This is a genomic window from Stenotrophomonas sp. STEN046 (assembly GCF_056759755.1).
The window spans coordinates 1-23,748 of sequence record NZ_JBRRDR010000060.1 but is presented as its reverse complement, the minus strand read 5'-3'; the positions used below and the strand labels follow the sequence as shown (position 1 = coordinate 23,748).

Annotated in this window: 20 protein-coding genes; 5 read left to right on the top strand and 15 right to left on the bottom strand. The window is 67.5% G+C overall.

Annotation, left to right across the window (positions count from 1 at the left end; translation table 11 throughout):
- Positions 1-120 precede the first annotated feature (120 nt).
- From ACVOLJ_RS19440 to glnA, 4 genes are all read right to left on the bottom strand, one after another.
- Positions 121-867 (bottom strand): N-acetylmuramoyl-L-alanine amidase, encoded by a 747-nt coding sequence (locus tag ACVOLJ_RS19440; protein WP_481564862.1) that lies wholly within the window; start codon positions 865-867, stop codon positions 121-123.
- A 156-nt stretch (positions 868-1,023) separates the two neighbouring features.
- Entirely contained in the window at positions 1,024-2,454 is a 1,431-nt protein-coding gene (locus ACVOLJ_RS19435) for an ammonium transporter (RefSeq protein WP_475281136.1), read from the bottom strand.
- Between the two features lie 22 nt (positions 2,455-2,476).
- Entirely contained in the window at positions 2,477-2,815 is a 339-nt protein-coding gene (locus ACVOLJ_RS19430) for a P-II family nitrogen regulator (RefSeq protein ID WP_004134334.1), read from the bottom strand.
- A gap of 344 nt (positions 2,816-3,159) precedes the next feature.
- Positions 3,160-4,569 (bottom strand): type I glutamate--ammonia ligase, encoded by a 1,410-nt coding sequence (gene glnA / locus ACVOLJ_RS19425; RefSeq protein ID WP_004134320.1) that lies wholly within the window; start codon positions 4,567-4,569, stop codon positions 3,160-3,162.
- A gap of 219 nt (positions 4,570-4,788) precedes the next feature.
- Here glnA and ACVOLJ_RS19420 point away from each other — a divergent pair, with 219 nt between their 5' ends.
- The 3 genes from ACVOLJ_RS19420 to ACVOLJ_RS19410 all read left to right on the top strand — a co-directional run bounded on the left by ACVOLJ_RS19420 (position 4,789) and on the right by ACVOLJ_RS19410 (position 7,090).
- Entirely contained in the window at positions 4,789-5,583 is a 795-nt protein-coding gene (locus ACVOLJ_RS19420; protein WP_481564861.1) for an undecaprenyl-diphosphate phosphatase, read from the top strand.
- A 74-nt stretch (positions 5,584-5,657) separates the two neighbouring features.
- On the top strand, positions 5,658-6,485 hold the full coding sequence (locus tag ACVOLJ_RS19415; RefSeq protein ID WP_475281134.1) for a DUF4377 domain-containing protein: 828 nt from the start codon (positions 5,658-5,660) through the stop codon (positions 6,483-6,485).
- A 146-nt stretch (positions 6,486-6,631) separates the two neighbouring features.
- Complete coding sequence (locus tag ACVOLJ_RS19410; RefSeq protein ID WP_475281133.1) at positions 6,632-7,090, top strand: META domain-containing protein; 459 nt, start codon at positions 6,632-6,634, stop codon at positions 7,088-7,090.
- A 126-nt stretch (positions 7,091-7,216) separates the two neighbouring features.
- Here ACVOLJ_RS19410 and ACVOLJ_RS19405 read toward each other — a convergent pair whose 3' ends face one another.
- The 9 genes from ACVOLJ_RS19405 to ACVOLJ_RS19365 all read right to left on the bottom strand — a co-directional run bounded on the left by ACVOLJ_RS19405 (position 7,217) and on the right by ACVOLJ_RS19365 (position 16,189).
- Complete coding sequence (locus tag ACVOLJ_RS19405) at positions 7,217-7,828, bottom strand: YbhB/YbcL family Raf kinase inhibitor-like protein (protein WP_475281132.1); 612 nt, start codon at positions 7,826-7,828, stop codon at positions 7,217-7,219.
- Positions 7,829-7,838: 10 nt separating this feature from the next.
- Entirely contained in the window at positions 7,839-9,917 is a 2,079-nt protein-coding gene (locus ACVOLJ_RS19400) for a tetratricopeptide repeat protein (protein ID WP_475281131.1), read from the bottom strand.
- Between the two features lie 56 nt (positions 9,918-9,973).
- Positions 9,974-11,008 carry a YheT family hydrolase gene (locus ACVOLJ_RS19395; protein WP_481564863.1) on the bottom strand — a complete coding sequence of 345 codons (1,035 nt, stop codon included), beginning with the start codon at positions 11,006-11,008 and terminating at the stop codon, positions 9,974-9,976.
- 7 nt (positions 11,009-11,015) lie between these two features.
- Positions 11,016-11,807, bottom strand: a complete 792-nt coding sequence (locus ACVOLJ_RS19390) for a lysophospholipid acyltransferase family protein (protein ID WP_475281130.1) — start codon at positions 11,805-11,807, stop codon at positions 11,016-11,018.
- A gap of 123 nt (positions 11,808-11,930) precedes the next feature.
- Positions 11,931-12,365 (bottom strand): hotdog fold thioesterase, encoded by a 435-nt coding sequence (locus tag ACVOLJ_RS19385; RefSeq protein WP_475281129.1) that lies wholly within the window; start codon positions 12,363-12,365, stop codon positions 11,931-11,933.
- A gap of 10 nt (positions 12,366-12,375) precedes the next feature.
- Positions 12,376-14,427 carry a phospholipase D family protein gene (locus tag ACVOLJ_RS19380; RefSeq protein ID WP_475281128.1) on the bottom strand — a complete coding sequence of 684 codons (2,052 nt, stop codon included), beginning with the start codon at positions 14,425-14,427 and terminating at the stop codon, positions 12,376-12,378.
- Positions 14,424-14,909 (bottom strand): YceI family protein, encoded by a 486-nt coding sequence (locus ACVOLJ_RS19375; RefSeq protein ID WP_475281197.1) that lies wholly within the window; start codon positions 14,907-14,909, stop codon positions 14,424-14,426. The genes ACVOLJ_RS19380 and ACVOLJ_RS19375 overlap by 4 nt, the downstream gene beginning before the upstream one ends.
- A 136-nt stretch (positions 14,910-15,045) precedes the next feature.
- On the bottom strand, positions 15,046-15,522 hold the full coding sequence (locus ACVOLJ_RS19370) for a SixA phosphatase family protein (protein WP_475281127.1): 477 nt from the start codon (positions 15,520-15,522) through the stop codon (positions 15,046-15,048).
- A 37-nt stretch (positions 15,523-15,559) separates the two neighbouring features.
- Entirely contained in the window at positions 15,560-16,189 is a 630-nt protein-coding gene (locus tag ACVOLJ_RS19365) for a ParA family protein (RefSeq protein ID WP_475281126.1), read from the bottom strand.
- A gap of 123 nt (positions 16,190-16,312) precedes the next feature.
- Between ACVOLJ_RS19365 and ACVOLJ_RS19360 the strand changes: the two genes are divergently transcribed.
- Positions 16,313-17,797: an AAA family ATPase gene (locus ACVOLJ_RS19360; RefSeq protein ID WP_475281125.1), complete on the top strand. Its 1,485-nt coding sequence runs from the start codon at positions 16,313-16,315 to the stop codon at positions 17,795-17,797.
- Between the two features lie 565 nt (positions 17,798-18,362).
- Here ACVOLJ_RS19360 and ACVOLJ_RS19355 read toward each other — a convergent pair.
- Positions 18,363-18,998, bottom strand: coding sequence for a tetratricopeptide repeat protein (locus ACVOLJ_RS19355; RefSeq protein WP_481564860.1), 636 nt, complete (start codon positions 18,996-18,998; stop codon positions 18,363-18,365).
- A 169-nt stretch (positions 18,999-19,167) separates the two neighbouring features.
- Between ACVOLJ_RS19355 and ACVOLJ_RS19350 the strand changes: the two genes are divergently transcribed.
- Positions 19,168-22,854, top strand: a complete 3,687-nt coding sequence (locus tag ACVOLJ_RS19350; RefSeq protein ID WP_481564858.1) for an indolepyruvate ferredoxin oxidoreductase family protein — start codon at positions 19,168-19,170, stop codon at positions 22,852-22,854.
- Between the two features lie 45 nt (positions 22,855-22,899).
- On the opposite strand, the gene ACVOLJ_RS19345 is transcribed toward ACVOLJ_RS19350, so the two are convergent.
- Positions 22,900-23,514: a DUF938 domain-containing protein gene (locus ACVOLJ_RS19345; RefSeq protein ID WP_475281121.1), complete on the bottom strand. Its 615-nt coding sequence runs from the start codon at positions 23,512-23,514 to the stop codon at positions 22,900-22,902.
- Positions 23,515-23,748 lie beyond the last annotated feature (234 nt).

Below are 23,748 nucleotides of genomic sequence, written 5' to 3'. Positions count from 1 at the left end.
ACCCCCATCCACGCCTCGCCCCCGCGGGGGGCGACCCCCCCCCCGCCCCCCCGCCCCCCCCCCCCTAAAACCCCCCCCCCGCGCCGGCCCCCCGCGCCGCGGCCCCCCCCCCGCTGCCGGCTACGGGGTCTGCAGCAGCAACGAATGCAGGATGCGGGCGTCTTCGGCGTCCAGCGTCTTCGGCAGGTCGTCGCTGCCGCGGAAGCGACGGTGGAAGGCGGCGACGGTGGCTTCGCGGTTGTCCAGCGGATAGCCGAAGCGCGCCAGCGCATTCCACGCGTCGAAGCCTTCCGGTGCAGGGCCATCGCTGGCGCGCGGCCACACGCCGAAGCCGGCCTCGGCCAACTGCTGCCACGGGAAGAAGCGGCTGGGATCGGCCTTGCGCGTCGGTGCGAGATCGGCGTGGCCGATCACCTGGCGCGGCGGAATGTTCAGCCGTTCGGTCAGGTCGCGCAGCAGTAGGACCAGCGATGCGATCTGCGCGGGTGCGAATGGCGTGCTGCCGTTGTTGTCCAGCTCGATGCCGATCGAGGCCGAGTTGAGATCGGTGATGGTGCCCCAGCGGCCGGAGCCGGCATGCCAGGCGCGGCGCTCATCGCTGACCAGCTGATAGCGATGGCCATCGGCGCCGATCAGGTAGTGCGCGCTGACCCGCCCGCCGCTGTTGGCGGTGCGCAGCGTATGCAGGCTCTGCTGCACCGAATCCTGTTCGGTGTGGTGGATGACGATGATGACCGGATCGCGTGCGTTCTGGTTGGGCGACGGCACCCAGGTAGCGAGCGGGTTGCGGGTTTCCTGCGGCGTGGAGGCACAAGCCGCCAGCAGCAGGCAGGCCGAGAGCATCAGGGCAGTGCGGATCGGGTGCATGGCCCGATTGTGCGCGATCGCGCTTGATGATGCATGCCACGGTACCGACCAACGGTCGGTACCCACCTTGAAGGATGCAGTAGAGCCACGCCATGCGTGGCTGGAGGCCTGCAATGCCGACCAGCGGGCGACCCTTGCAGGCCGCCCGCCGTTACCTCAAACCTCGTAGGCCGATTCACCATGCGAGGTCACATCCAGGCCGGTGCGCTCGGCTTCTTCGGTCACGCGCAGGCCGACCACCACCTTGACCAGCAGCAGGATGGCCGCAGTCACCACCGCCGACCACACCACGGTGAGGCCGACGCTGACCACCTGCACCCAGACCTGGTGGCCGATATCCAGATCGGCCTTGGTGCCGCCCAGCGACTGTGCGCTGAACACGCCGGTGAGGATGGCGCCGACGATGCCGCCCACGCCGTGCACGCCAAACACATCAGCGGTGTCATCCACTTTCAGCAACCGCTTCAGGCCGGTCACGCCCCACACGCAGACCACGCCGGCAACGAAGCCGATGACGATCGCGCCCAGCGGGCCCACCGTGCCGCAGGCCGGGGTGATGCCGACCAGGCCGGCGACCGCGCCCGATGCCGCACCCAGTGCCGACGGCTTGCCCTTGCTGATCGCTTCGACCAGCGTCCAGCCCAGTACTGCGGCCGCGGTAGCCAGCACCGTGTTGAGGAAGGCCAGCGAGGCGACGGTATCGGCGGCGGCGGCGGAGCCTGCGTTGAAGCCGAACCAGCCGACCCACAGCAGCATCGCGCCGATATAGGTGAACGGCACGTTGTGCGGCTTCAGCGCGGTCTGGCCGTAGCCTAGGCGCTTGCCCACGAACCACGCGGCGACCAGGCCGGCCACACCGGCATTGATGTGGACCACGGTGCCACCGGCGAAGTCGATCGCGCCCATCTCACCCAGGTAGCCACCGCCCCAGACGATGTGCGCCATCGGGATGTAGCTGAGGGTGAACCACAGCGCCGAGAACAGCAGCACCGCGCGGAACTTGATGCGCTCGGCGAAGGCGCCGACGATCAGTGCGGTGGTGATGCCGGCAAAGGTCGACTGGAAGGCGACGAACAGGTAGTCCGGCAGACCCTTGATCGGCGTGTTGCCCACCGAGTCGGGCGTGAAGCCCTTGAGGAAGGCGAATTCGGTGAACGAGCCGAAGAACGGATTGCCCGCGCTGAACACCGCGCTGTAGCCGTAGGCCACCCACAGCAGCAGCACCAGCGAGAACACCACCAGGATCTGGCTGAGCACCGACAGCACGTTCTTCGAACGCACCAGGCCGCCGTAGAACAACGCCAGCCCCGGCACCACCATCAGCAGCACCAGCAGGGTGGAAGTCAGCATCCAGGCGACATCGCCGTGGTCGTAGGCAGCGGCCGCTTCAGCCACGGCCGGTGCAGCGGCAGCGGTGGCCGGGTCCTGCAGCGGTTCGACCGCCACGGTTTCGCTGGGCAGCGGTGACACCTGGGCCTGCGCATGGGCAGTCCCCGGCCAGGCACCGGCTGCCAGCGCGCTGAGCAGCATCAACAGGCACACGATATGGAACCGGGCTTGCCACCCGGTGAGAAGGCGCATCTTCATGGGGGAGTCTCCGGAAGGGGGCTTACAGCGCGTCAGCGCCGATTTCGCCGGTGCGGATGCGGATGACCTGCTCGACGGCAGTGACGAAGATCTTGCCGTCGCCGATCTTGCCGGTGCCTGCAGACGACTGGATCGCTTCGATCACTGCGTCGGCACGTTCGTCGGTGACCACGGTTTCGATCTTGATCTTGGGCAGGAAGTCGACCACGTACTCGGCACCGCGATACAGCTCGGTGTGGCCCTTCTGGCGACCGAAGCCTTTCACTTCGGTCACGGTGATGCCCGACACGCCGGCATCGGACAAGGCCTCGCGGACCTCGTCGAGCTTGAACGGTCGGATGATGGCGGAGATCAGTTTCATGCGCATGTCCCGAGGATGGATGGGGCCAGCGCGCCAGCGCGCGATGGCATCAGGCAACCACGGGCCATCGTGGCGATGGCCGTGGCTGTTGCTCCGGACACGTACTGGGCCGGGACGGCCGTGCCTCTCTCCTTGCACGACCGACGCGGGAGGGAGGGCGGCCCATGTCGCGTATCCGGTCTCTCTTGCCCCTGGATCAGCGGGCACAAGGCCCGCGTTTCCAATGCAGCGGACCAACCGTCCGCGCTACCACGGCGGGCGGGCCCGCCTTGCGGCTCCCCAGCCGCAAAGATGGAGGCGATGGCGGCGGATGGGAGGGGGTACCCACCGCCATCGCCATCCGATCAGCTGGCGTAGTACAGCTGGTATTCCAGCGGGTGGGTGGCCGCGCGGAACTTGGTCACTTCCTGCATCTTCAACGCGATGTAGCCGTCGATGAAGTCATCGCTCATCACGCCGCCGGCCTTCAGGAACTCACGGTCCTTGTCCAGCGCTTCCAGCGCCTGGTCCAGCGAGGAGCAGACCTGCGGGATCAGCTTCTCTTCTTCCGGCGGCAGGTCGTACAGATCCTTGTCGCTCGGTGCGCCCGGGTCGATCTGGTTCTTGATGCCGTCCAGGCCGGCCATCATCAGCGCGGTGAAGGTCAGGTAGCCGGACTGGATCGGATCCGGGAAACGCATTTCGATGCGGCGTGCCTTCGGGTTGGACACCCACGGAATGCGGCACGATGCGGAGCGGTTGCGCGCCGAGTAGGCCAGCATCACCGGTGCTTCGTAACCCGGCACCAGGCGCTTGTAGCTGTTGGTGCCCGAGTTGGCGAAGGCGTTGATGGCCTTGGCGTGCTTGAAGATGCCGCCGATGTACCACAGCGCCATCTGGCTCAGGCCGCCGTAGCCGTCACCGGAGAACAGGTTGGTGCCGCCCTTGGACAGCGACTGGTGCACGTGCATGCCGCTGCCGTTGTCGCCGACGATCGGCTTGGGCATGAAGGTGACGGTCTTGCCGTTGCGGTGCGCCACGTTCTTGATGACGTACTTCATGCGCAGCAGTTCGTCGGCCTTCTGCACCAGCGTGCTGAACTTGGTGCCGATCTCGCACTGGCCGGCGGTGGCCACTTCGTGGTGCTGCACTTCCACTTCAATGCCGACCTGTTCCAGGGTCTTGCACATCTCCGCACGCAGGTCGTGCAGGGTGTCGGTCGGCGGCACCGGGAAGTAACCGCCCTTCACGCCCGGACGGTAGCCGCTGTTGGCGCCGTCGTACTTGGCGCCGCTGTTCCACGCCGCTTCTTCCGAATCGACCTGGAAGAAGGTGTGGCCCATTTCATTGGCGAAGCGGACCGAATCGAAGATGAAGAATTCCGGCTCCGGGCCGAAGAACGCGGTTTCGGCGATGCCCGAGGACTTCAGGTACGACTCGGCGCGCTTGGCGATGCCGCGCGGGCAACGGCCGTAGGGCTGCATAGTGGCCGGGTCGAGGATGTCGCAGCTGATCACGATGGTCGGATCGGCGTAGAACGGGTCGACGTAGGCGCTGGCGGTATCGGGCAGCAGCACCATGTCCGATTCGGCGATGCCCTTCCAGCCGGCGATGGAGCTGCCGTCGAACATCTTGCCTTCTTCAAACAACGACGGCTCGACGATGCTGACCGGGAAGGTCACGTGCTGCTCGACACCACGCATGTCGACGAAACGCAGGTCGACGAACTCGATCTGGTTGTCCTTGATCAGCTTTTCTACGTTTTCCACGGACATCGGTACGACCTCGGATGGGGATGAATGCCTGCTGAGGTACAGCAACGACCGTGCCAACTTTTTGATCCTCGCAAGCTGTTGATTTGAAACGCAGCGCTCGAGGGTGGTGCACTGACTGGCGCACCAAAGCGGTGCGCCATCGACCGCACGCACCCGTTTGGTGCGGCATGGATCGTCTATTCTTTCGACCTTCTTCCGCCGCCCGCACCCGCCCTGTCCATGTCCGACCTGCTCTCTGCCCTGCTGCTGGGCATCCTCGAAGGCTTGACCGAATTCCTGCCGATCTCCAGCACCGGCCACCTGCTGATCGCCCAGCACTGGCTGGGCGCGCGCTCGGACTTCTTCAACATCATCATCCAGGCCGGCGCGATCCTGGCGGTGGTGCTGGTGTTCCGCCAGCGCCTGCTGCAGCTGGCCACCGGCTTCGGCCAGCGCGAGAACCGCGACTACGTGTTCAAGCTCGGTGCCGCCTTCCTGGTGACCGCGGTGGTTGGCCTGGTGGTGCGCAAGGCCGGCTGGTCGCTGCCGGAAACGGTCAGCCCGGTGGCCTGGGCGCTGATCATCGGCGGCGTGTGGATGCTGCTGGTGGAGGCCTACACCGCACGCCTGCCCGACCGCGACCAGGTGACCTGGACGGTTGCCATTGGCGTTGGCCTGGCGCAGGTGGTGGCCGGTGTGTTCCCGGGCACCTCGCGCTCGGCCTCGGCCATCTTCCTGGCCATGCTGCTGGGCCTGAGCCGCCGCGCGGCCGCTGCCGAGTTCGTGTTCCTGGTCGGCATCCCGACCATGTTCGCTGCCAGCGCCTACACCTTCCTGGAGCTGGCCAAGGAAGAAAACCTGGCCAGCGAGAACTGGACCGATGTCGGCGTGGCCTTTGTTGCCGCGGCCATCACCGGCTTCGTCGTAGTGAAGTGGCTGATGGGTTACATCAAGTCGCACCGGTTCACCGCTTTCGCGCTTTACCGCATCGCACTGGGCGCTGCGTTGCTGCTGTGGTTGCCCTCCGGCAGCTGAACAGCGCCGGGACCCGGCAACCCCGTTGCCGGCCCCGATCCGTTTCCCCCTCGGTTCCCCAAGGAGAATCACCCATGAACCGCAAGCTCACCCTGCTCCTTCCGCTGGCCCTGCTGGCCGCCTGCAGCCAGACCCCCGCCCCGGCCGGTACCGGCGGCGACGACCTGGCACCGGCCGCCGCCAAGGCCGGCGACCAGAAGGCGCTGGCGCACCTGGATGCGCAGCGCCTGCAGAGCCAGCACTGGCTGCTGCAGCAGGCCACCGCCGCCGATGGCAAGCGCATCGACGCGCTGTTTGCCCGCGACGACAAGCCGGTCACCCTGGACTTCGCCGATGGCCGCCTGTCGGTCAGCAATACCTGCAACCGCATGGGCGGCGGCTACACCCTGGCCGATGGCACGCTGAGCGTCAGCGCGATGACCTCGACGATGATGGCCTGCTCCGACAAGGCGCTGATGGCCCTGGACGAAGCCGTTTCCAGCCGCCTGCAGGGCGAACTGAAGACCGCGCAGGATGCCGACGGCAAGCTGACCCTGACCACCGCCAAGGGCGATGTGCTGGTGTTCGCACCGGAGCCGACCGCTGAAACCCGCTACGGCGGCGCCGGCGAGACCGTGTTCCTGGAAGTGGCCGCCAAGACCGCAAAGTGCTCGCACCCGATGATCCCGGACTACCAGTGCCTGCAGGTGCGTGAGGTGAAGTTCGACGACAAGGGCCTCAAGCAGGGCGAGCCGGGCAAGTTCGAGAACTTCTACGGCAACATCGAGGGCTACAGCCACGAAGACGGCGTGCGCAACGTGGTGCGGGTGAAGCGCTACGAAGTGAAGAATCCGCCGGCCGATGCGCCGTCGCAGGCGTACGTGCTGGACATGGTGGTCGAGTCGGCCATCGAGAAGAAGTAAAACGATGGAAGGGCGGCCGAAAGGCCGCCCTTCTTCGTTACGCACTGTAGAACCGGCTGCTGGCCGGCTGCCACGTCCGGTTCCAGCAATACGCGGAAGACGCCGGCCAGCGGCCGGCACTACCCGCATGCATCAGGGAGATCGGCATGAAGCACTTCCCCGCCCTCATCATTGCCGCGCTGCTGGCCATGTCTGCGGATGTGACCGCTGCCAGCACGCCTACCACCGGGCAGCTCGAGGCACATCCGTGGCAACTGGCGCGCGCCACCGACGCACAGGGCCGGCGCATTGATGCGTTGTTCGTGCGCGGTCGACCGCCCTACACGCTGCGCTTCCAACCCGGCTACATGAGCGAGTTGAACCTGTGCAACCAGTCAAGCAGCACCTATCACCTGCAAGGTGACCGGTTGGTTCTTGAGGGCGGCATCATCACCACAGCCGCTTGCATCCGGGCCGAGGTGGCCGAACAGGAACGTGTCGCCGGCACGCTGGTGAATGCACGCGCAGAGATGACGCTTGCGCTGGATGAGCGTGGCCGCCTGCTGCTGCGCAATGCGCACGGCGATGTGCTGGTGTTCGCGCCTGTATCCGGTACGGACGAATGAAAAGGGCGGCCGCAGGGCCGCCCGTCTTCGTTGGCGATGGAGCCAGCCGCTGGCCGGCTGCCATGCGCGGATCCGGCAGCACATGGGCGTTGCCGGCCAGCGGCCGGCACGACCCGTTATGCCGCCTCACCCCAGCGCCGGGTTCAACGTGTAGGTGCCGTGCAGTGCGGCTTCGGCCAGTACGTGACCGTGCATGGCGCGGTACGCATCGGCCGCGGTGAAGCGCTGTGGCAGTTCCAGCGTGGCCACGTCCAGCGCGAACACGCGGAAGAAGTAGCGGTGCACGCGCTCATCGTTGAACGGCGGATACGGGCCGTCGTAGCCCAGGTAATCACCGGCCATGTCCGGGTTGCCGGCGAACCAGCCGGTGAAATCGTTCAGTCCCTGGCGGCTGCCGGCCGGGCCAGCCGGCGCGGTCTTGCCCTTGACCACGAACCCGTCGCTGCAGCTGCCTGCGGCGATCTGCTGCACCGAGGCCGGGATATCGGCCATCACCCAATGCACGAAATCGCAGCGCGGCTGGTCGCGCGGCACGGTCATGTCCGCGCGGCCGACCGTTTCCGGCACGGTCGGCACGTCCGGGTCCACGCACACCAGCAGGAACGAGCGTGTGCCCTCAGGCACATCGCTCCAGGCCAGGTGCGGGTTGCGATCGGGGGCGAAGCCGGCGGCATCGCCTGCGGCGAATTCGCGGTCAATCGGTGCGCCGTTGGACAGGCTTTGGCTGCTCAGTTGCATCGGGCTCTCCTCACGCTTCCGGGTAGCCCAGGCGCACCGCGACCGGGGTGAGCTGGGCGAAGGCGGCGCTCATCACGTCGCGGTAGTTGCGCCAGTGCCCGGCCGGCAGGCGCGGCGCGCCCAGCTGTGCGGCCGGCGGCATCGGCCGTCCGAACACGCGGCCCAGCAGATCGGCCATCGCATGCGGGTCGTTGCCGATGTCGTCGATGCGCAGCAGCACGTGCGGATACAGATCATCCTCGTGCAGTGCAGCGATCTGGGTCAGCGCGCGCACCAGCCACTGGCTGGCCTCGGCCAGCGAGGTCATCGCCAGCGGCGCCGCAGCGCCGTAGGCGATCCAGTCCAGCAGCATGTCGCGCGGGTCGCGCAGCACCAGCAGCAGGCGGCCCTGCGGCAGCTGCGGGCGCAACGCCCACAACAGTGCGTTGTCCCACCACAGCAGCCAGTCGATCACCGTGTCGCCCTGCAGGCCACGGGCCGGCAGATGCTCGCGCCAGCGCTCGACCAGCCGTTCCGGGCTCAGCACGCCCGAGGCCAGATCCTGCAGCGTGTGGTAGTTCTGGAACGCGTCGTCGGGCGGATTGGCCGTGTAGCGGTCGCTGCGCAGCACCGGGCTGGCAGCGGCCAGGCCGGTGGCCACGCGCTCCACGCCCGAGCCGGGTGCGCCCCACAGGAAGATCGGCGCCGAGCCACTGTTGAGGGTGGCCTCATCGATGCTGGCCATCTCCGGCCAGCTCGGTGGCGCCTTGGCCTGCGGCGGCAGCGGCAGCTGCTGCGGGGCCTGGTCGGTGTGCAGGGCCATCCAGGTCCGCAGTGCTTCTTCAGGCTGGCCGGCGCGGTCCTGGATTTCACCCAGCCAGGTGCGCAGGTCTGCGCGCTGCGCCTCTGGAACCTGTGCGATCAGGCCCTGCACGCGCGCCACAGCGGCGGCGGGGTCGCGCTGCAGCAGGGCGTCGACCAGGCGGGTTTCGGCGCTGACGCGCCCCGGTTCCAGGGTGGCGATGCGCTCGGCAATGGCCTCACCCTGTTCCTGCTCGCCGGCCATGTCGTGCAAGCGCATGCGCGCTTCCAGCGCCGGCAGGTGGCTGGGCATCGCCGCCATCCAGCGCTCGACCACGGCCACCGCATCGGCACCGCCCACCTCTTCCACGGCCAGCCGGGCCAGCCACAGGTCGTGCAGCTGGTCATTGGCTTCCAGCGCAGCATCCAGGCGCACGCGGGCTTCTTCTTCGCGGCCCAGGCGCTGCCAGGACATCAACAGCAGCTGCAGCACCTGGCGATCGCCCTGCAGCGATTCCAGCAACGGCAGCAGGTGTTCCAGCGCCTGCAGCGGCTGGCCACTGCGCAGCGCCAGTTCACCGGCAAGGCGGCGCATCGGCGGTACATCCAGCTGCGGATCCTGCAGCGCCTGCTGCATGGCTTCGGCAGCGGCTTCGGCATTGCCCTGGCGCATCGCCAGCTGCACCACCATGCCGTGCAGCGAGGAGATCCTGGGATTCAATGCCAGCACGCGGCGGAATGCCTGTTCGGCGAAGGCCAGCATGTCCTTGCCCAGATAGGCGAAGCCCAGCGCGTACAGCACGCGGGTATCGTCGGGGAGTGCCTGGCTGGCGGCCGACAACAGCGCCAGCGCGCGGTCGGCGTCGCCACGACGCAGCGCGACCATGCCGTCGATCGTCAGCAGTTCCGGGTGGTCCGGTTCCAGCCGCGATGCCAGGGTCGACAACCGCTGGGCTTCATCGAAATCGTTGCGACCAACGGCCAGGTGCGCCTGCATCAGATAGGCGGGGAAGGCATTCGGATCAAGGCCGGTGGTGCGCGACAGTGCGGCGTCGGCCCCGTCGAACTGGCGCAGCGCCAGCAGCAGGCCGGCATGCTGCAGGTGCAGCTGGGCATCATCGGGGGCCAGCTGCAATGCCTGCTGCAGGGCATCCATCGCGGCCTCGGCCTGGCCCTGCTGCTGCAGCGCAAGCGCCAGCCAGCGGTGGGCCTCGGCGTGGCCGGGTTCATCACGGGTCCACGCCTGGGCCAGCTGCACGGCCTGGTCGGCCTGGTTCTGGCGCAACGCTTGGATGATCTGGTCTTGCATGGCAGTCCGGTTCAAGTGCAAACCCGCATTGTAGCGGGCCGCGCGCCGGTGCCGGTTCAGCCCGCCAGCACCCGCCGCAGCCGTTGCGCCACCCAGCGTTCGGAGAAGCCGTCGCCGCGCCAGTTTTCCAGGAAGCCGCAGTGACCGCCCCAGCACGCCGTTTCCAGCCGCGCCTGCTGTGGCAGCTGCCAATCATGGAAGGTGGCGTAGGGGATCACCGGATCGTCCTTTGCCATCAGGATGTCGGCCGGCACCTGCAGTCGGGACAGGCGGTCACCGGCGATGGAGTAGCCATCGAAATAGGCCTGCAGCGAGCCGAAGGTGGTATGCCGCTCGACCAGCCAGGCGGTCAGCGCGCGGATGTCCAGATTCAGCACTCGTTCGTCGACATCGGTCAGTTCGGGGAACAGATCGCGCTTGCGGCGCAGCGAGCCGGTCCACTTGCGGCGGAAGTACCAGTCGTACATCGCCGGGCCGTTCTCGATGTTTTCCATGGTCAGCCCCGGATCCAGCACCGGGCAGACCGCGGCCACGTGCTGCAGCGGAACCCCGGCCGCCGGTGCACGCAGCGCCAAGCGCAGCACGAAATTGCCCCCCAGCGAGTAGCCGGCCGCCACCAGCGGCAGGTCGGGCCAGCGCTGGGCGACGTCGCCTGCGGCGTGCACCACTTCATCGATGAGGTTGGAGTGGAAGATGCCGGGGTTGAGATGATGGGTGTTGCCGTGGTCGCGGAAGTTCAGCCGCACCACGTCGAAGCCCTGCTCCAGCATGCGGGCGGCGGCCATGCGCATGTAGCTCGATTCGGCGCTGCCTTCCCAGCCATGCAGCAACAGCGCGATGCCACGCGGCTCGCGCCCCTCGACATGGCTGTGCCAGCCCTGCAGGCGCACACCTTCGCCCCCGTCCAGGATCAGTTCTTCGCTGACCGCGCCGGTGGCGGCCAGCAGCAGCAGGCCGCGCTGCAGGCGCATGCGGCTGGAACTGAGCATCGACTGCAGGTGCGGATTGCGCAGCCAGCGTGGCGGCTGATAGTCGGACGCGGTCAACATCGGCGCATCCGCGTCGAGGGACGGTGGCGGGAACACGGCCACCATGGCCTCAATCCCCGCTCATGGCCGCCACGATGCGCGCGCGCGAGGTTTCCGCGATGCGCCGACGGCCTTCCAGGTCCTGGGTACCGATCGGCTCCAGGAAATGCACTTCGGTATGCCGCGCCGGTTCACCGAGCAGGCGCAGGAAATTGGCGAAGAAACTTTCATTCGGGCCAAAGGCCACGATGGTCTGCGCATCGCCGCGCAGCCCATAGACCAGCGCCACCGGCTGCACCGGCACGCCGGTTTCAACCGCGGCCTGGAAGATGCGCGCATGGAACGGGCCCACTTCATGGCCCCCGCGGGTACGCCCTTCCGGGAACACGCCCACTGCCCTGCCGGCACGCAGCCGGTCGGCCATCACCTGCATGACCCCACCGAGCGATTCGGTGTTGCCACGCTGGTGGAAGATGGTCTGGCCACGTGCGGCCAGCCAGCCCACCACCGGCCAGCTGGCGATCTCGCGCTTGGCCACAAAGCCCATCATGCGCTGGCTGTGCAGGATGGAGATATCCACCCAGCTGACATGGTTGGCGACGAACAGCACCGCACCCGGCAGTGGCTGGCCGACGCGCGACAGGCGGAAACCGAAGATCCACATCAGCCCGCCCTGCCACCAGTTCACCACCTTGGCGCCGAAGGTAGCTTCGCCCACGCGCAGTTCGCCCCATGGCGGAAGCATGCCGATCAGGATCAGCGGCAGGAACACAGTGATGTGGACCAACAGCAGCGGTACGCGGTACAGGTAACGGCACACACGCGCCACGCCGCCGCGGGGGGCCGGAGTGGGGGAAGTCATCCGCGCACGATACCGGAGGGCTGCCATCGCTGCCAGCTGAATCCGGCCATAAGTCGCATTGACAGGGGCCATCGGCCGGGAACGCTGGGTTCCGCCACCGTCGACGCTGCTGCTGCCGGATGCTCAGCCGTGGCCGGCGGCCACCACGGCCAGGGTCAACCGCGAGATGCAGACCAGGCGACCCTGCTCATCCTCGATGCGGATCTCCCACAGCTGCGTGCTGCGACCCACATGCACCGCGCGCGCAGTGCCGGTGACCGTACCCGAACGCACGGCACGCACATGGTTGGCGTTGATCTCCAGGCCTACGCAGACCTGCTTTGCGGTATCCACGCACAGGTTGCCGGCGCTGCTGCCGAGGGTTTCGGCCAGCACGACCGAGGCACCGCCATGCAGGATGCCGTAGGGCTGCCGGGTGCGCTCATCCACCGGCATCGTGGCCTGCAGCCAGTCTTCGCCAGCCGCACTGAAGACGATGCCCAGGGTGCTGATGGCGGTGTTGCGGCTGAGTGCGTTGAGCTGCTCGATGGAAACGGCTTCGCGGAACACCTGGGTCATGCGGCTACCTTCAGAGGATGGGAACAAGGCCGGCACCGAATGCGGTCAGCATGCGTACCAGCAGCCACTTCGGCCCGACGTTGACTTCGGGAAAGTCGCCCACTGCCACATAGCAGCGATGGAAATCCGCGCTCTGCCGCGGCAGCGGCTGCGGGCAGTCCGGGCCGGGCTTGAATTCGTAATCGGTGGCGTAGCGCCACGGCCAGAAGTCGAGGATCGGCAGCGCTTCGGACGCCTTGCCGACGCTGTAGTTCAGGCCCGACAGCACCGGCGGCTTGGAGCGCGGGGCGACTGTCCAGGAGTTCTGCGGATGGGTATCGCGCAGGATGCTTTCGGCCAGCTGCTGGGCGAACGCCGGGTCGTCGATGATCACCGCGCCTTCGGTGTTGTAGTTCTCGCTGCGCGGGTCGAAGTTGTGGGTGCCGACCACGCCGATGCGGCGATCGACCACCAGCGACTTGGCATGCAGGCCCATGCGCGCGCCCTTGCGGGTGACCGGCAACGGCTTGTTGACCGCCTTGCTGCCCAGGAACGAGGGCCGCGTTTCGGTACGCAGCAGGCGCGTTTCCACTTCACTGCCGGCGGCGCGCCGGCGCGCACGCGCATTTTCGTAGGCGCTGCCGGTACGCGGATGGATGACCCGTGCCGGTGGCTCGTCCGCCGCCCCGGCCGCCACCCCATCACTGCCACCGCCGGCATTGCTGCCCGCCGCGCTGCCGCCGATCAGAGGATTGCGGCCGGTGTCGCTGCCGGGCGCTGCAATCGGATCGGGCAGCAGGTTGCGGTAATCCACCGGCGCATCCAGCGGGAACGGCTTGAATTCGAAGATGTTGAAGCCCAGTTCGCGCATGTTGCGCCGCTTGTACTTGTACGACAGCGCATACACGATCGGATTGTCGGTGGCCGCCAGGCTGTTGCTGGACACCACCACGCGCGGCGGCTGCGGGCGCTTGCGCAGCTCGCGGAACAGCTTCTGCGCCGGCTTGGACAACACCAGGTAAGGCGTCTGCAGGATCACTTCGTGCTGTGCGCCGGTGATCAAGGCATCCAGTTGCGGTTCGGTCACATGCTGCCCGGCCAGCGGTGCATCGGCACGCTCGCGCCGGTGCTTGCGCGGCAGGTCGGCCACATAGCGCACCGAGGCGACCGGCAAGGCGGTATCGACGAACGAACGGGTGATGAAGTCGACGTCGTTGGCTTCCTGGCTGACCCGCTCCACCCGCTCCGGCCGGCGGAACTGTGCCGGCGGCAGCACCGGCACGCCCTGCCTGAGCAGCGTGCGGCCGACATCGTTCAGGCGTTCGGCCGGTACGCTGCGCTGGGCGCGCCAGAAGGCATCGAAGTTGGCCGCCATCGCACGCGCTTCCGGGCCGGCAATCAGCACGTCGCGGTCGCGGAAGTTGTACTCGCGGTCCCAGTCGTAATAGTCGTCCTGGTAGTTGCGGCCACCGACCACGCCGATCGCATCGTCCACCACCAGCAGCTTGTTGTGCATGCGCTGGTTGAAGCGGCGGAAGCAGCACAGCACGCTGCCGGCGTAGTCGAAGTAGTTCAGCCGGGCCTTGCCGAAGGTCGGGTTGTAGACGCGCAGCTGGAAGTTCTGATGGGCCCCGGACAGGGCGCCGAGGATCTGCAGGTCGGAGATCGCCGAAAGCTGGTCGATCAGCAGCCGCACCTTCACCCCGCGCCGCGAGGCAGCCAGCAGTTCGTCGATGACCAGGCGGGCGCTGTCATCCTTGTCGAAAATGTAGGTCTGCAGGTCGATGCTGCGGGTTGCGCTGCGAAGCAGGTTCAGGCGCGCGACCAGCGCACCTTCGCCCTCGTCCAGCAGGGTGGCGTAGTGGCGCGGCTGTTCCGGGGTGGATTCGCTGAACGCCCGCCCGGCCAGCGCCCGCAGCGGCGAGTCCAGCGCACAGCGGTCGGCCTGCTGGCAATCGACCTGGGTCGAGCGCGCCTGCACGGCGATCGCCTCGGCACGGTCACGCTCGGCGTGCGACAGCGACGCACAGCCGCTGCCCAGCAACACCGTTGCCAGCGCCAGTACACGCAGCAGTAGATTCACGGTTTCGGCGCCTCGCTGAGGCGTGCACGCAGTACGAAAGTCACTCGGTCACTCAAGGCAAGCTGCCAGCTGTCCATGCCATACCGGCCTCGTTGCACGGTACCGCGGCTGACGACGTCGCAATCATAGCCGGGTCGGGCGCATTCCGCTTTCTCGACCTTCAGCGTTTCCGGGTGGCTGACCCCGCGCAGGGTCAGCCGGCCGTCGATGCCGCCACCGTCGGCAACCGTCTCCGGCCAGTACGGCAGCGAGTCGAACTCCACGAACGGGTAACGGCCGGCGTCGAAGAACTCCGGTCCGCGCATCCAGCCGGTATAGCGGTCCTTGCCGGGGATCTCCACCGTGCGGGTGAACATCTTCAGGTGCACCTGGTGACGGCCATCGGACAGCACCTCGATGCGCCCCTCGAAGCGCGGGAACACGCCCTCGATGCGCTGGCCGAAGCGGGTGCGCACCTCGAAACCGATCTGCGAACGCACCATGTCCAGCTGCAGGGTGCGCGGTGATTCAGCCACCACCGCCGGCAATGCGGTCGGTGGTGGAGCAGCGGCCCAGGCCGGGCCGATCGCCAGCAGCACTGGCAGCAGGCAGCGGCCCGGCAACACCACCTTCATGGAGTCACGGCCACCAGAACGCATTCAGGCTGGCCACGCCTGGTTCGATCGACGCCTCACGCGGGAAGCCGAGCACGGCCACGCCGCCCGGCGGCATGCCGCGATAGTCACTGCTGGTGCCGTCGGTCATCAGCGCCACCAGCTGCTCCAGGCCCGGGTTATGGCCGACGATCAGCACCCTGTCCAGGTCACGCCGCTCATCCACCAGCGCGGCCAGGGTGCCCGGGGTCGCTTCATAGATACGGTCTTCCAGGCGCTTTTCGACATAGCCGATGGCCGTCATCACCGCTTCCAGGGTCTCGCGGGTTCGTCGCGAGGGGGAACACAGCACGCAGTCGGGCAGCAGGTTGTTCTCCTTCATCCACTTGCCGGCGGCTTCGGCTTCGGCGAGTCCCACCGGCGACAAGGGCCGGTCGAGATCAGCCTGGCCGGAAACGGCCGGTTCGGCATGGGCGTGGCGGAGCAGGATCAGTTCGCGCATTGCGGGATTCCAATAAAGGGGTGGATACCTACGGCTGTTACAGCTTCAGCCAGGACAACAGGGGTTCCCAGTCGGCCTGGTGCTCGCGCACCTGGGCGGAGCGGTAATCGAAAAGGCTGCGACCCAGGCCGGTCATGACCACGTAGCTCTGGCTGTCGCGCAGCTGGGCGACCACCGGGTAGGGCCAGTCACCCAGCATCTGCAGGGCCTGCTGCGAGGTCTGGGTCCAGGGCTTGGTCCGGTTCAGCACCAGCCCGACCGGCAGCTTGCGGCTGTGCACGCGTGGGACCTGGGCCAGGCTGTTGAGGAAGCCGACGATGGCTTCGATGTCCAGTGCCGACGGCAGCACCGGCACCACCACCGCGTCGGCAGCGTCGAGGAAATGCGGGATATCGTCGGCCAGTGCGCCGGCTGGTGCGTCGATGATGACGGTATCGGTGCCGTCGGGCAGCTTCTGCGCCCATTGCTTCTTGCGGTAGACATCAATCGGCAACACCGCGCTTTCCAGCCCGGCCCGGCGCTGTGCCCAGCGGGTGCTGGAGCCCTGCGGGTCGGCATCGGCGATCACCGTGGCCCTGCCTTGCAATGCCGCGTACGCGGCCAGGTGGGTGGCGATGGTGGTTTTACCCACCCCGCCCTTGGAACCGGCCACCAGGATCGTCTTCATGCCAGCCTCGCTTCCGGGTACGTGCCCCGAGCGTACACCGACGATGGTGACGGAAGGTAGCACCGTGCTGAACCGTCACACCCGGGCTTTGCTATGGTGACGCCCCCGAAGGATCGAACCGGCATGAGCGAGCTGCAGGACCTGAGCGCACTGATCCGCGCCAATACGCCGTTGATTGTTATCGAGACCCAGGACGAGGGTCGCATCGTCGAACTGTTCCGGCAGACGCTGATGCACGTCTGGCGGGCCCTGCACCGCTGGTCGATCACCGAGGGCCTGCGCCGCATCGACCTGGAGCGCGAGGACGAGGCCGTCGGCCCGCCCGATGCCAGCGCCGCCCTGCAGATGATCCGCCAAGCCGACCAGCGCGGGGTCTATCTGCTGCTCGATTTCCATCCCTACCTGGGTTACGCCAGCCACCAGCGTGCCCTGCGCGACCTGATCCAGCGCCGCCACAGTGAACCGCACGTGCTGGTGCTGATCGGTGCCAAGGTCGAACTGCCGGCCGAGCTGGAAGCCCTGGCGGTGCGCTTCAACCCGCGCCTGCCCGATGCCAACGCCCTGCTGAAGATGCTGCGCGAGGAGGCCGATGCCTACGCGCGCGAGCACGGCGGGCGCCGGGTGGAAGTGGACAGCGAAGCGGTCAAGAAGATCCTGAAGAACCTGCAGGGCCTGAGCCTGGTCGATGCACGGCGCATCGCGCGCCAGCTGATCTACGCCGATGGCGCGCTGCGCGACGACGACCTGCCGCAGCTGGCGCGGTTGAAGTTCGAGCTGCTCAACCGCAGCGGCCATCTGTTCTTCGAGCATGACAGCGCGCGCTTTGGCGAGGTGGCCGGGGCCAACCGGCTCAAGCGCTGGATCAACCAGCGCCGGGTCGCGTTCATCGCCGGCTCTGCACCGGCCGGGCTGGACCCACCGCGCGGCATGCTGCTGCTGGGTGTGCAGGGCTGTGGCAAGTCGATGCTGGCCAAGGCCACCGCCGCCGGTTTCGGCGTGCCGCTGCTGCGCCTGGATGTGGGTGCGCTGTACAACAAGTACCACGGCGAGACCGAGGCCAACCTGCGCCAGGCTCTGGCCTCGGCCGAGCAGCTGGCACCGTGCGTGCTGTGGATGGACGAGATCGAGAAGGGCCTGGCCACCGGCAGCGACGACGGTGGCGTATCGCGGCGCGTGCTGGGCTACCTGTTGACCTGGATGGCCGAGCGCAAGGCACCGGTGTTCATCGTGGCCACCGCCAACCAGGTGCATGAGCTGCCCGCCGAACTGCTGCGCAAGGGCCGTTTCGATGAGATCTTCTTCGTCGACCTGCCCTCGCCCGACGTGCGGGTGGAACTGCTGCGGCTGCACCTGGGCCGGCGCCAGCTCAACGCCGATGACTTCGCGCTGCCGGCGTTGGCGGCCACAGCGAACGGCTTTTCCGGCGCGGAAATCGAACAGGCGATCGTGGCCGGCTTGTACTCGGCGCATGCCGAGGGCCGGCCGCTGGATACCGATCTGCTGATGGCCGAGATACGTGCGACGCGGCCGTTGTCGGTGCTGATGGCCGAGCAGGTGGCGGCACTGCGCGACTGGGCAGCCGGGCGGACGGTGTCTGCGGACGACTGAGGGTTCCTGCGAACGGCGCAGCCCCTCGTGGCTGGTCGCTGAAGGCAGATTCCGTGGTTGGCCGGGCGGGTAGGCTGCGCAGGGGACGCTGCAAGTACGTCCCTGTAAGCTCGGTCGCCGCATCCATGCGGCTCACGCCCCTGCGCAGCCTACCCGCCCGGCCACGGACAGTTTCCGGGGGTGATCAGCCACGGAAAAGAAAAAAAAAAGAGCAAAAGCAAAAGCGGTGGGCTGGGTGCTTTCTTTTGCAGCGCCGGGCCCACGCTCGGCTGCATTTCGATCAGATATCGATAATTCGACTCCGATGCAGATTCATCCACGCATGGCGTGGATCTACGTGTCGACCAAGGTCGACACCTACCAACAGCAGCGGGAACCTGTCAGAGGTGGGGTGGTGTGGGCAGGCAGGAACGTTGGCGCCATGGATGGCGCCATCGAGGCCCCAGGGATGGGTTTACGGCGTGTCCTGCCTGTCCGCCCCGCCCCGCCATCCCTCAGCAAACCCGCTTCGGCTTCGGCCGTTGCCTCTGCGGGTGCCGGGTGCAACCCGGACGAACCCCCAACCTCAGGGCCAGGCGGGAGGTGCGGCCGCCCAGGCCTGCTGCACTTCACCCAGCGTGGCACGCTCGTCATCGCGCCATTGCGGCAGCAGCTGTGCATAGCGACTGCTGTCGGTCCACTGCGCCGGTTCGGTGCGTACCGCCGCGGCATACCACTTCACCGCTTCCTGCTGCTGGCCGGCCCGCCACAGCGCCAACGCATAGCTGGGCGGTACCCAGCCGGGATTGCTGCGCAACGTGCTCGCTGCGGCCTGCCACTGCTCCAGCGCGGCCAATGCCTGGCCCTGGCGCAGCAGGTCCCAGCCATAGTTCCAGCGCACGCTGCGGCCAAGCGCACTCTGTACCGGCGCCTCGGCCAGGGCTTCGCGGTAGAGCTGCTCGCCCAGTTCCGCCCGCCCCTGCGCGATGGCCACCGACGCCAGCTGCGCGGTGGCTTCCAACCCCTTGCGGCCGCGCTCGCGGTGCTTCAGCAACTGCGCGACCAGATCGTCACCCGTGGCCTGCACGACGGTGATCGGCGCGGCAGCGGTGTCGCTGTCGAAATAGAACTCCTGCGGTGCCGGCAATGCCGGCGCGGCCCACACTGTGGCCGCTCCCGAGACCAGCAACACGCCGGCCAGGAACTGTCCTGCAACTGACATCCCATCTCCCCCAGGCCGCAACTGCAGCCCCCTCTCTCCACCCGATCCTAACCCCAGCATGGCCACCGGCGCGAGTGCCAGGGCTTCTGCGGACCACTGTTACAATTCGCGCCTTTCCCGCCGTGCGCCTCTGCGCGGCCGGTGCCAGCCGATCCTGACCAGGCCAGCCATGACCAGTACCGCGCAACTCACTTCGCCCGCCTCCGCCGACCTGCTCGATCGTGATTACACGCTCGACCACAAGTACACCCGCAACGAAGGACGGATCTACCTGAGTGGCGTGCAGGCGCTGGTGCGACTGCCGCTGATGCAGCGCCTGCGTGATGAGGCTGCAGGCATCGACAGCGCCGGTTTCGTCAGCGGCTACCGCGGCAGCCCGCTGGGCGGCTTCGACCTGGAACTGTGGCGCGCACGCAAGCACCTGGAAGCGGCCAAGGTGAAGTTCACTCCCGGCCTCAACGAGGACCTGGGTGCGACCATGGTGTGGGGCACGCAGCAGACCAACCTGTTCCCCGGCGCCAACGTGCAGGGTGTGTTTGGCATGTGGTACGGCAAGGGCCCGGGCGTGGACCGCTGCGGCGACGTGTTCAAGCATGCCAACGCCGCTGGCACCTCGCGCCATGGCGGCGTGCTGGCGCTGGCCGCCGACGACCATGCCTGCCGCAGCTCGACCCTGCCGCATGGCAGTGAAGACGAGTTCGTCAGCGCGATGATGCCGGTGCTGAACCCGGCCGGCGTGCAGGACATCCTCGACATGGGCCTGCTGGGCTGGGCGATGAGCCGCTATACCGGGCGCTGGGTCGGCTTCAAGACGATTGCCGAGACGGTGGAATCGTCGGCCTCGGTGGAGGTCGATCCGCTGGCCCGGCGCATCGTGCTGCCGGAAGATTTCGAGATGCCGGCCGCTGGCCTCAACATCCGCTGGCCGGACCCGCCGCTGGACCAGGAGATGCGCCTGCACCGCTATGCGGTGAAGGCTGCACAGGCGTTCGCCCGCGCCAATGGCATCGACAAGGTGGTGATGGATGCGCCGCGCGCGCGGCTGGGCATCGTCACCACCGGCAAGAGCTACCTGGATGTGCTGCAGGCACTGGAATACCTGGGCCTGGACGAAGCGGGCTGCGCTGACATCGGCATCCGCGTGTACAAGGTCGGCATGACCTGGCCGCTGGAACCGGAAGGCATCGCCCACTTCGCGCAGGGGCTGGAAGACATCATCGTGGTGGAGGAGAAGCGTGCCTTCATCGAGCGCCAGATGAAGGAGCAGTTCTTCAACTGGCCGGTCAGCTGGGGCCAGCGCCCGTCGATCGTCGGTAAGTACGATGAAAGCGGTGAGTGGATCCTGCCGTCCACCGGTGAACTGACCCCGGCCACGATTGCCGGCGTGATCGGTCGCCGCATCCAGAAGTTCTTCAACAACGAGTCCATCGAGCAGCGCCTGCAGTGGATGCAGGAGAAGGAAGCCGAGCTTGCGTTGCCGCGCGCCAGCTTCCCGCGCGTGCCGCATTACTGCTCCGGCTGCCCGCACAACACCTCCACCACCGTGCCGGAGGGCTCGCGCGCACTGGCCGGCATCGGTTGCCATTACATGGTGACCTGGATGGACCGCAGCACCGACACCTTCACCCACATGGGTGGCGAGGGCGTGACGTGGGCCGGGCAGGCCGCCTTCACCGATACCCAGCACGTGTTCCAGAACCTGGGGGACGGCACCTATTTCCACAGCGGCTCGCTGGCGATCCGCCAAGCGGTCGCGGCCGGCGTCAACATCACCTACAAGATCCTCTACAACGATGCGGTGGCGATGACCGGCGGCCAGCCGGTGGACGGCCCGCTGAGCGTGCCGGACATCGCCAGGCAGATGCGTGCCGAAGGCATCCATACCATCATGGTGCTGTCGGACAACATCGCCAAGTGGACCGGCCAGCGCGAGCATTTCCCCAGCGACGTGGAGTTCCACGACCGCAGCGAGCTGGATGCGGTGCAGAAGCGCCTGCGCGAGGTGAAGGGCGTTTCGATCCTGATCTACGAACAGACCTGCGCCACCGAAAAGCGCCGCCGCCGCAAGCGCGGCAAGCTGGAGGACCCGGCCAAGCGGGTGATGATCAACTCGCTGGTGTGCGAAGGCTGCGGCGACTGTGGCAAGAAGAGCTTCTGCGTGTCGGTGCTGCCGAAGGAAACCGAGTTCGGGCGCAAGCGCGACATCGATCAGTCCAACTGCAACAAGGACTATTCGTGCGTGAATGGCTTCTGCCCGAGCTTCGTCACCGTGCACGGTGGCCAGCCGCGCAAGGGCAGCAAGCGCGACGTCTCCACGCTGCTGGACAACCTGCCGGCACCGGTGGTGCGCGGTACGCTGGAGCAGCCCTGGAACATCCTGATCACCGGCGTGGGCGGCACCGGCGTGGTGACCATCGGCGCGCTGCTGGGCATGGCCGGGCACCTGGAAGGCAAGGGTACCTCGGTGCTGGACCAGACCGGCCTGGCGCAGAAGGGCGGCGCGGTGACCACGCACATCCGCATTGCCCGTCACCCCGATGACATCCATGCGGTGCGCATTGCCGCCGGTGAAGCCGACCTGGTGGTGGGCTGCGACATGGTGGTGGTGAACGATTACTGGGCGCTGTCGAAGGTGCGCGCCGGCCGTTCGCAGGTCGTGCTCAATACCTACGAAGCAATGCCGGGCACCTTCACCACCCGCCCGGACATGCAGTTCCCGGCCGCCGACATCATTGCCGGCGTGCGCGTGGCGCTGGGCGGCGAAGAACCGCTGCTGCTGGACGCCACCCAGCTGGCCACCGCGCTGCTGGGCGATGCGATCGCCGCCAACCTGTTCATCCTCGGCTACGCATGGCAGCAGGGCCTGGTGCCGCTGTCGTTCGAGTCGCTGATGCGCGCCATCGAGCTCAATGGCGCGGCGGTGGCGATGAACCAGCAGGCCTTCGCGTGGGGCCGCCTGGCCGCGGTCGATCCGCAGGCCGTGCAGCAGGCGGCGGGCCTGGTGCGCAACCTGCACACCGACAGCGAAACCACCCCTGGCCCGCTGCATGCGCTGCCGCCGGGCGAGTGGGAAGGCAACGAATGGGGTGCCACCGCCGCGCCGCGCAACACCGGCGACGAGCGCGAACTGCGCGGCCTGCCGACCCACTGCGGCGATGTCGCCTTCCTGCCGCTGGACGATGCACGCCTGTCGCGTTCGCTGGATGAAATGATCGCGCGCCGTTCGGCATTCCTGGTCGATTACCAGGATGCGGCTTATGCCGCCCGTTACCGCAGCCTGGTCGAGCGCGTGCGTGCGGCCGAGGCCGACCGCATCGGCGGTTCCACTGCGCTGACCGAGACGGTGGCCCGCTACCTGTTCAAGCTGATGGCCTACAAGGACGAATACGAGGTGGCACGCCTGTACACCAGTGGCGATTTCCAGCGCCGCCTGCAGCAGCAGTTCGAGGGCGACTACCAGCTGCGCTTCCACCTGGCGCCGCCGCTGTTTGCCAAGAAGGACGAACAGGGCCGTCTGCAGAAGAAGGAATACGGCCCGTGGATGTTCAAGGCCTTCGGGCTGCTGGCCAAGCTGAAGTTCCTGCGTGGCGGCCGCTTCGATGTGTTCGGCCGTACCGAAGAACGCCGCATGGAACGCCAGCTGATCGGTGACTACGAGGCGACCGTGCAGCTGCTGCTGGACGGCCTGGATGACGACCGGCTGGCACTGGCGGTGGAGATCGCCAGCATTCCCGAGCACATCCGCGGCTTCGGCCACGTCAAGGAAGCGCACTTCGCGCAGGCCAAGGCGCGTGAAGCAACGTTGCTGGCGCAGTGGCGCAACCCGAAGGCGCTGCATATCGTGCAGGTGGCGTAAGGCCGCGTGCGATAGTGCCGGCCAGCGGCCGGCACTACCGTCGATTCACCCCAGCCGCCACAGCAGCAGCCGGTTGTTGGCCGGCATCGCCACATTACCCAGGCGGGTGAATCCGTTGTCCGCCGCCAGCGCCTGCACCGCTTCCACATCGCGGATGCCACTGCGCGGATCACGCGCCTTCAGCCAGCCATCGAACTGCGCGTTGCTGTCGCTGGTGTAGCGTCCGCCATGGTTGAACGGGCCATACACCGCCAGCAGTGCGCCATGACGCAACACCGACGGCCACGCGGCGAACAGGGCCTGCACGTGCTGCCAGCTCATGATGTGCAGTGTGTTGGCGCTGAAGGCCGCGTCGTAACTGCTGCCTGCGGGCAACGACAAACCGGGCGCAGGCGGCAGTTCCACCTGCAGCGCGACCGGCGCCAACAGGTTCAGCAGCGCTGCCTCGGCACGCCAGGCCTCGATGCCCGGCAGATGGTCCGGATGATCACTGGGCTGCCAGCGCAGCCACGGCCAGCGTTCGGCGAAGCAGGCCGCATGCTGGCCCGTGCCACTGCCGATTTCCAGAACCCGGTGGCGGTCGCCCATCCACGGGTCGAGCGCTGCCGCGATCGGTTCGCGGTTGCGTTCGCAGGCTTCTGAATACGGCTTGCTCGACATCGGGACGGTGTCCAGGCGGGGTCGGCCCCATTGTGCACGAGGGGGTGTGTTGCTGAGCAGGGCTGCGCCCTGCACCCGCCGAAGCCGAAGCCAGAGCAACGTCAAAAGCTGACATTCCGTGGGTTGGCGGGGTGGCTACGGGTTCGGGGGCCGCGTGCAGTACCGCCCATTTATCTCGGTCGCCCCCACCAATCCGGAGAACCCCCCGCCACCCGCCCCCCCCCGCCCGCCCCC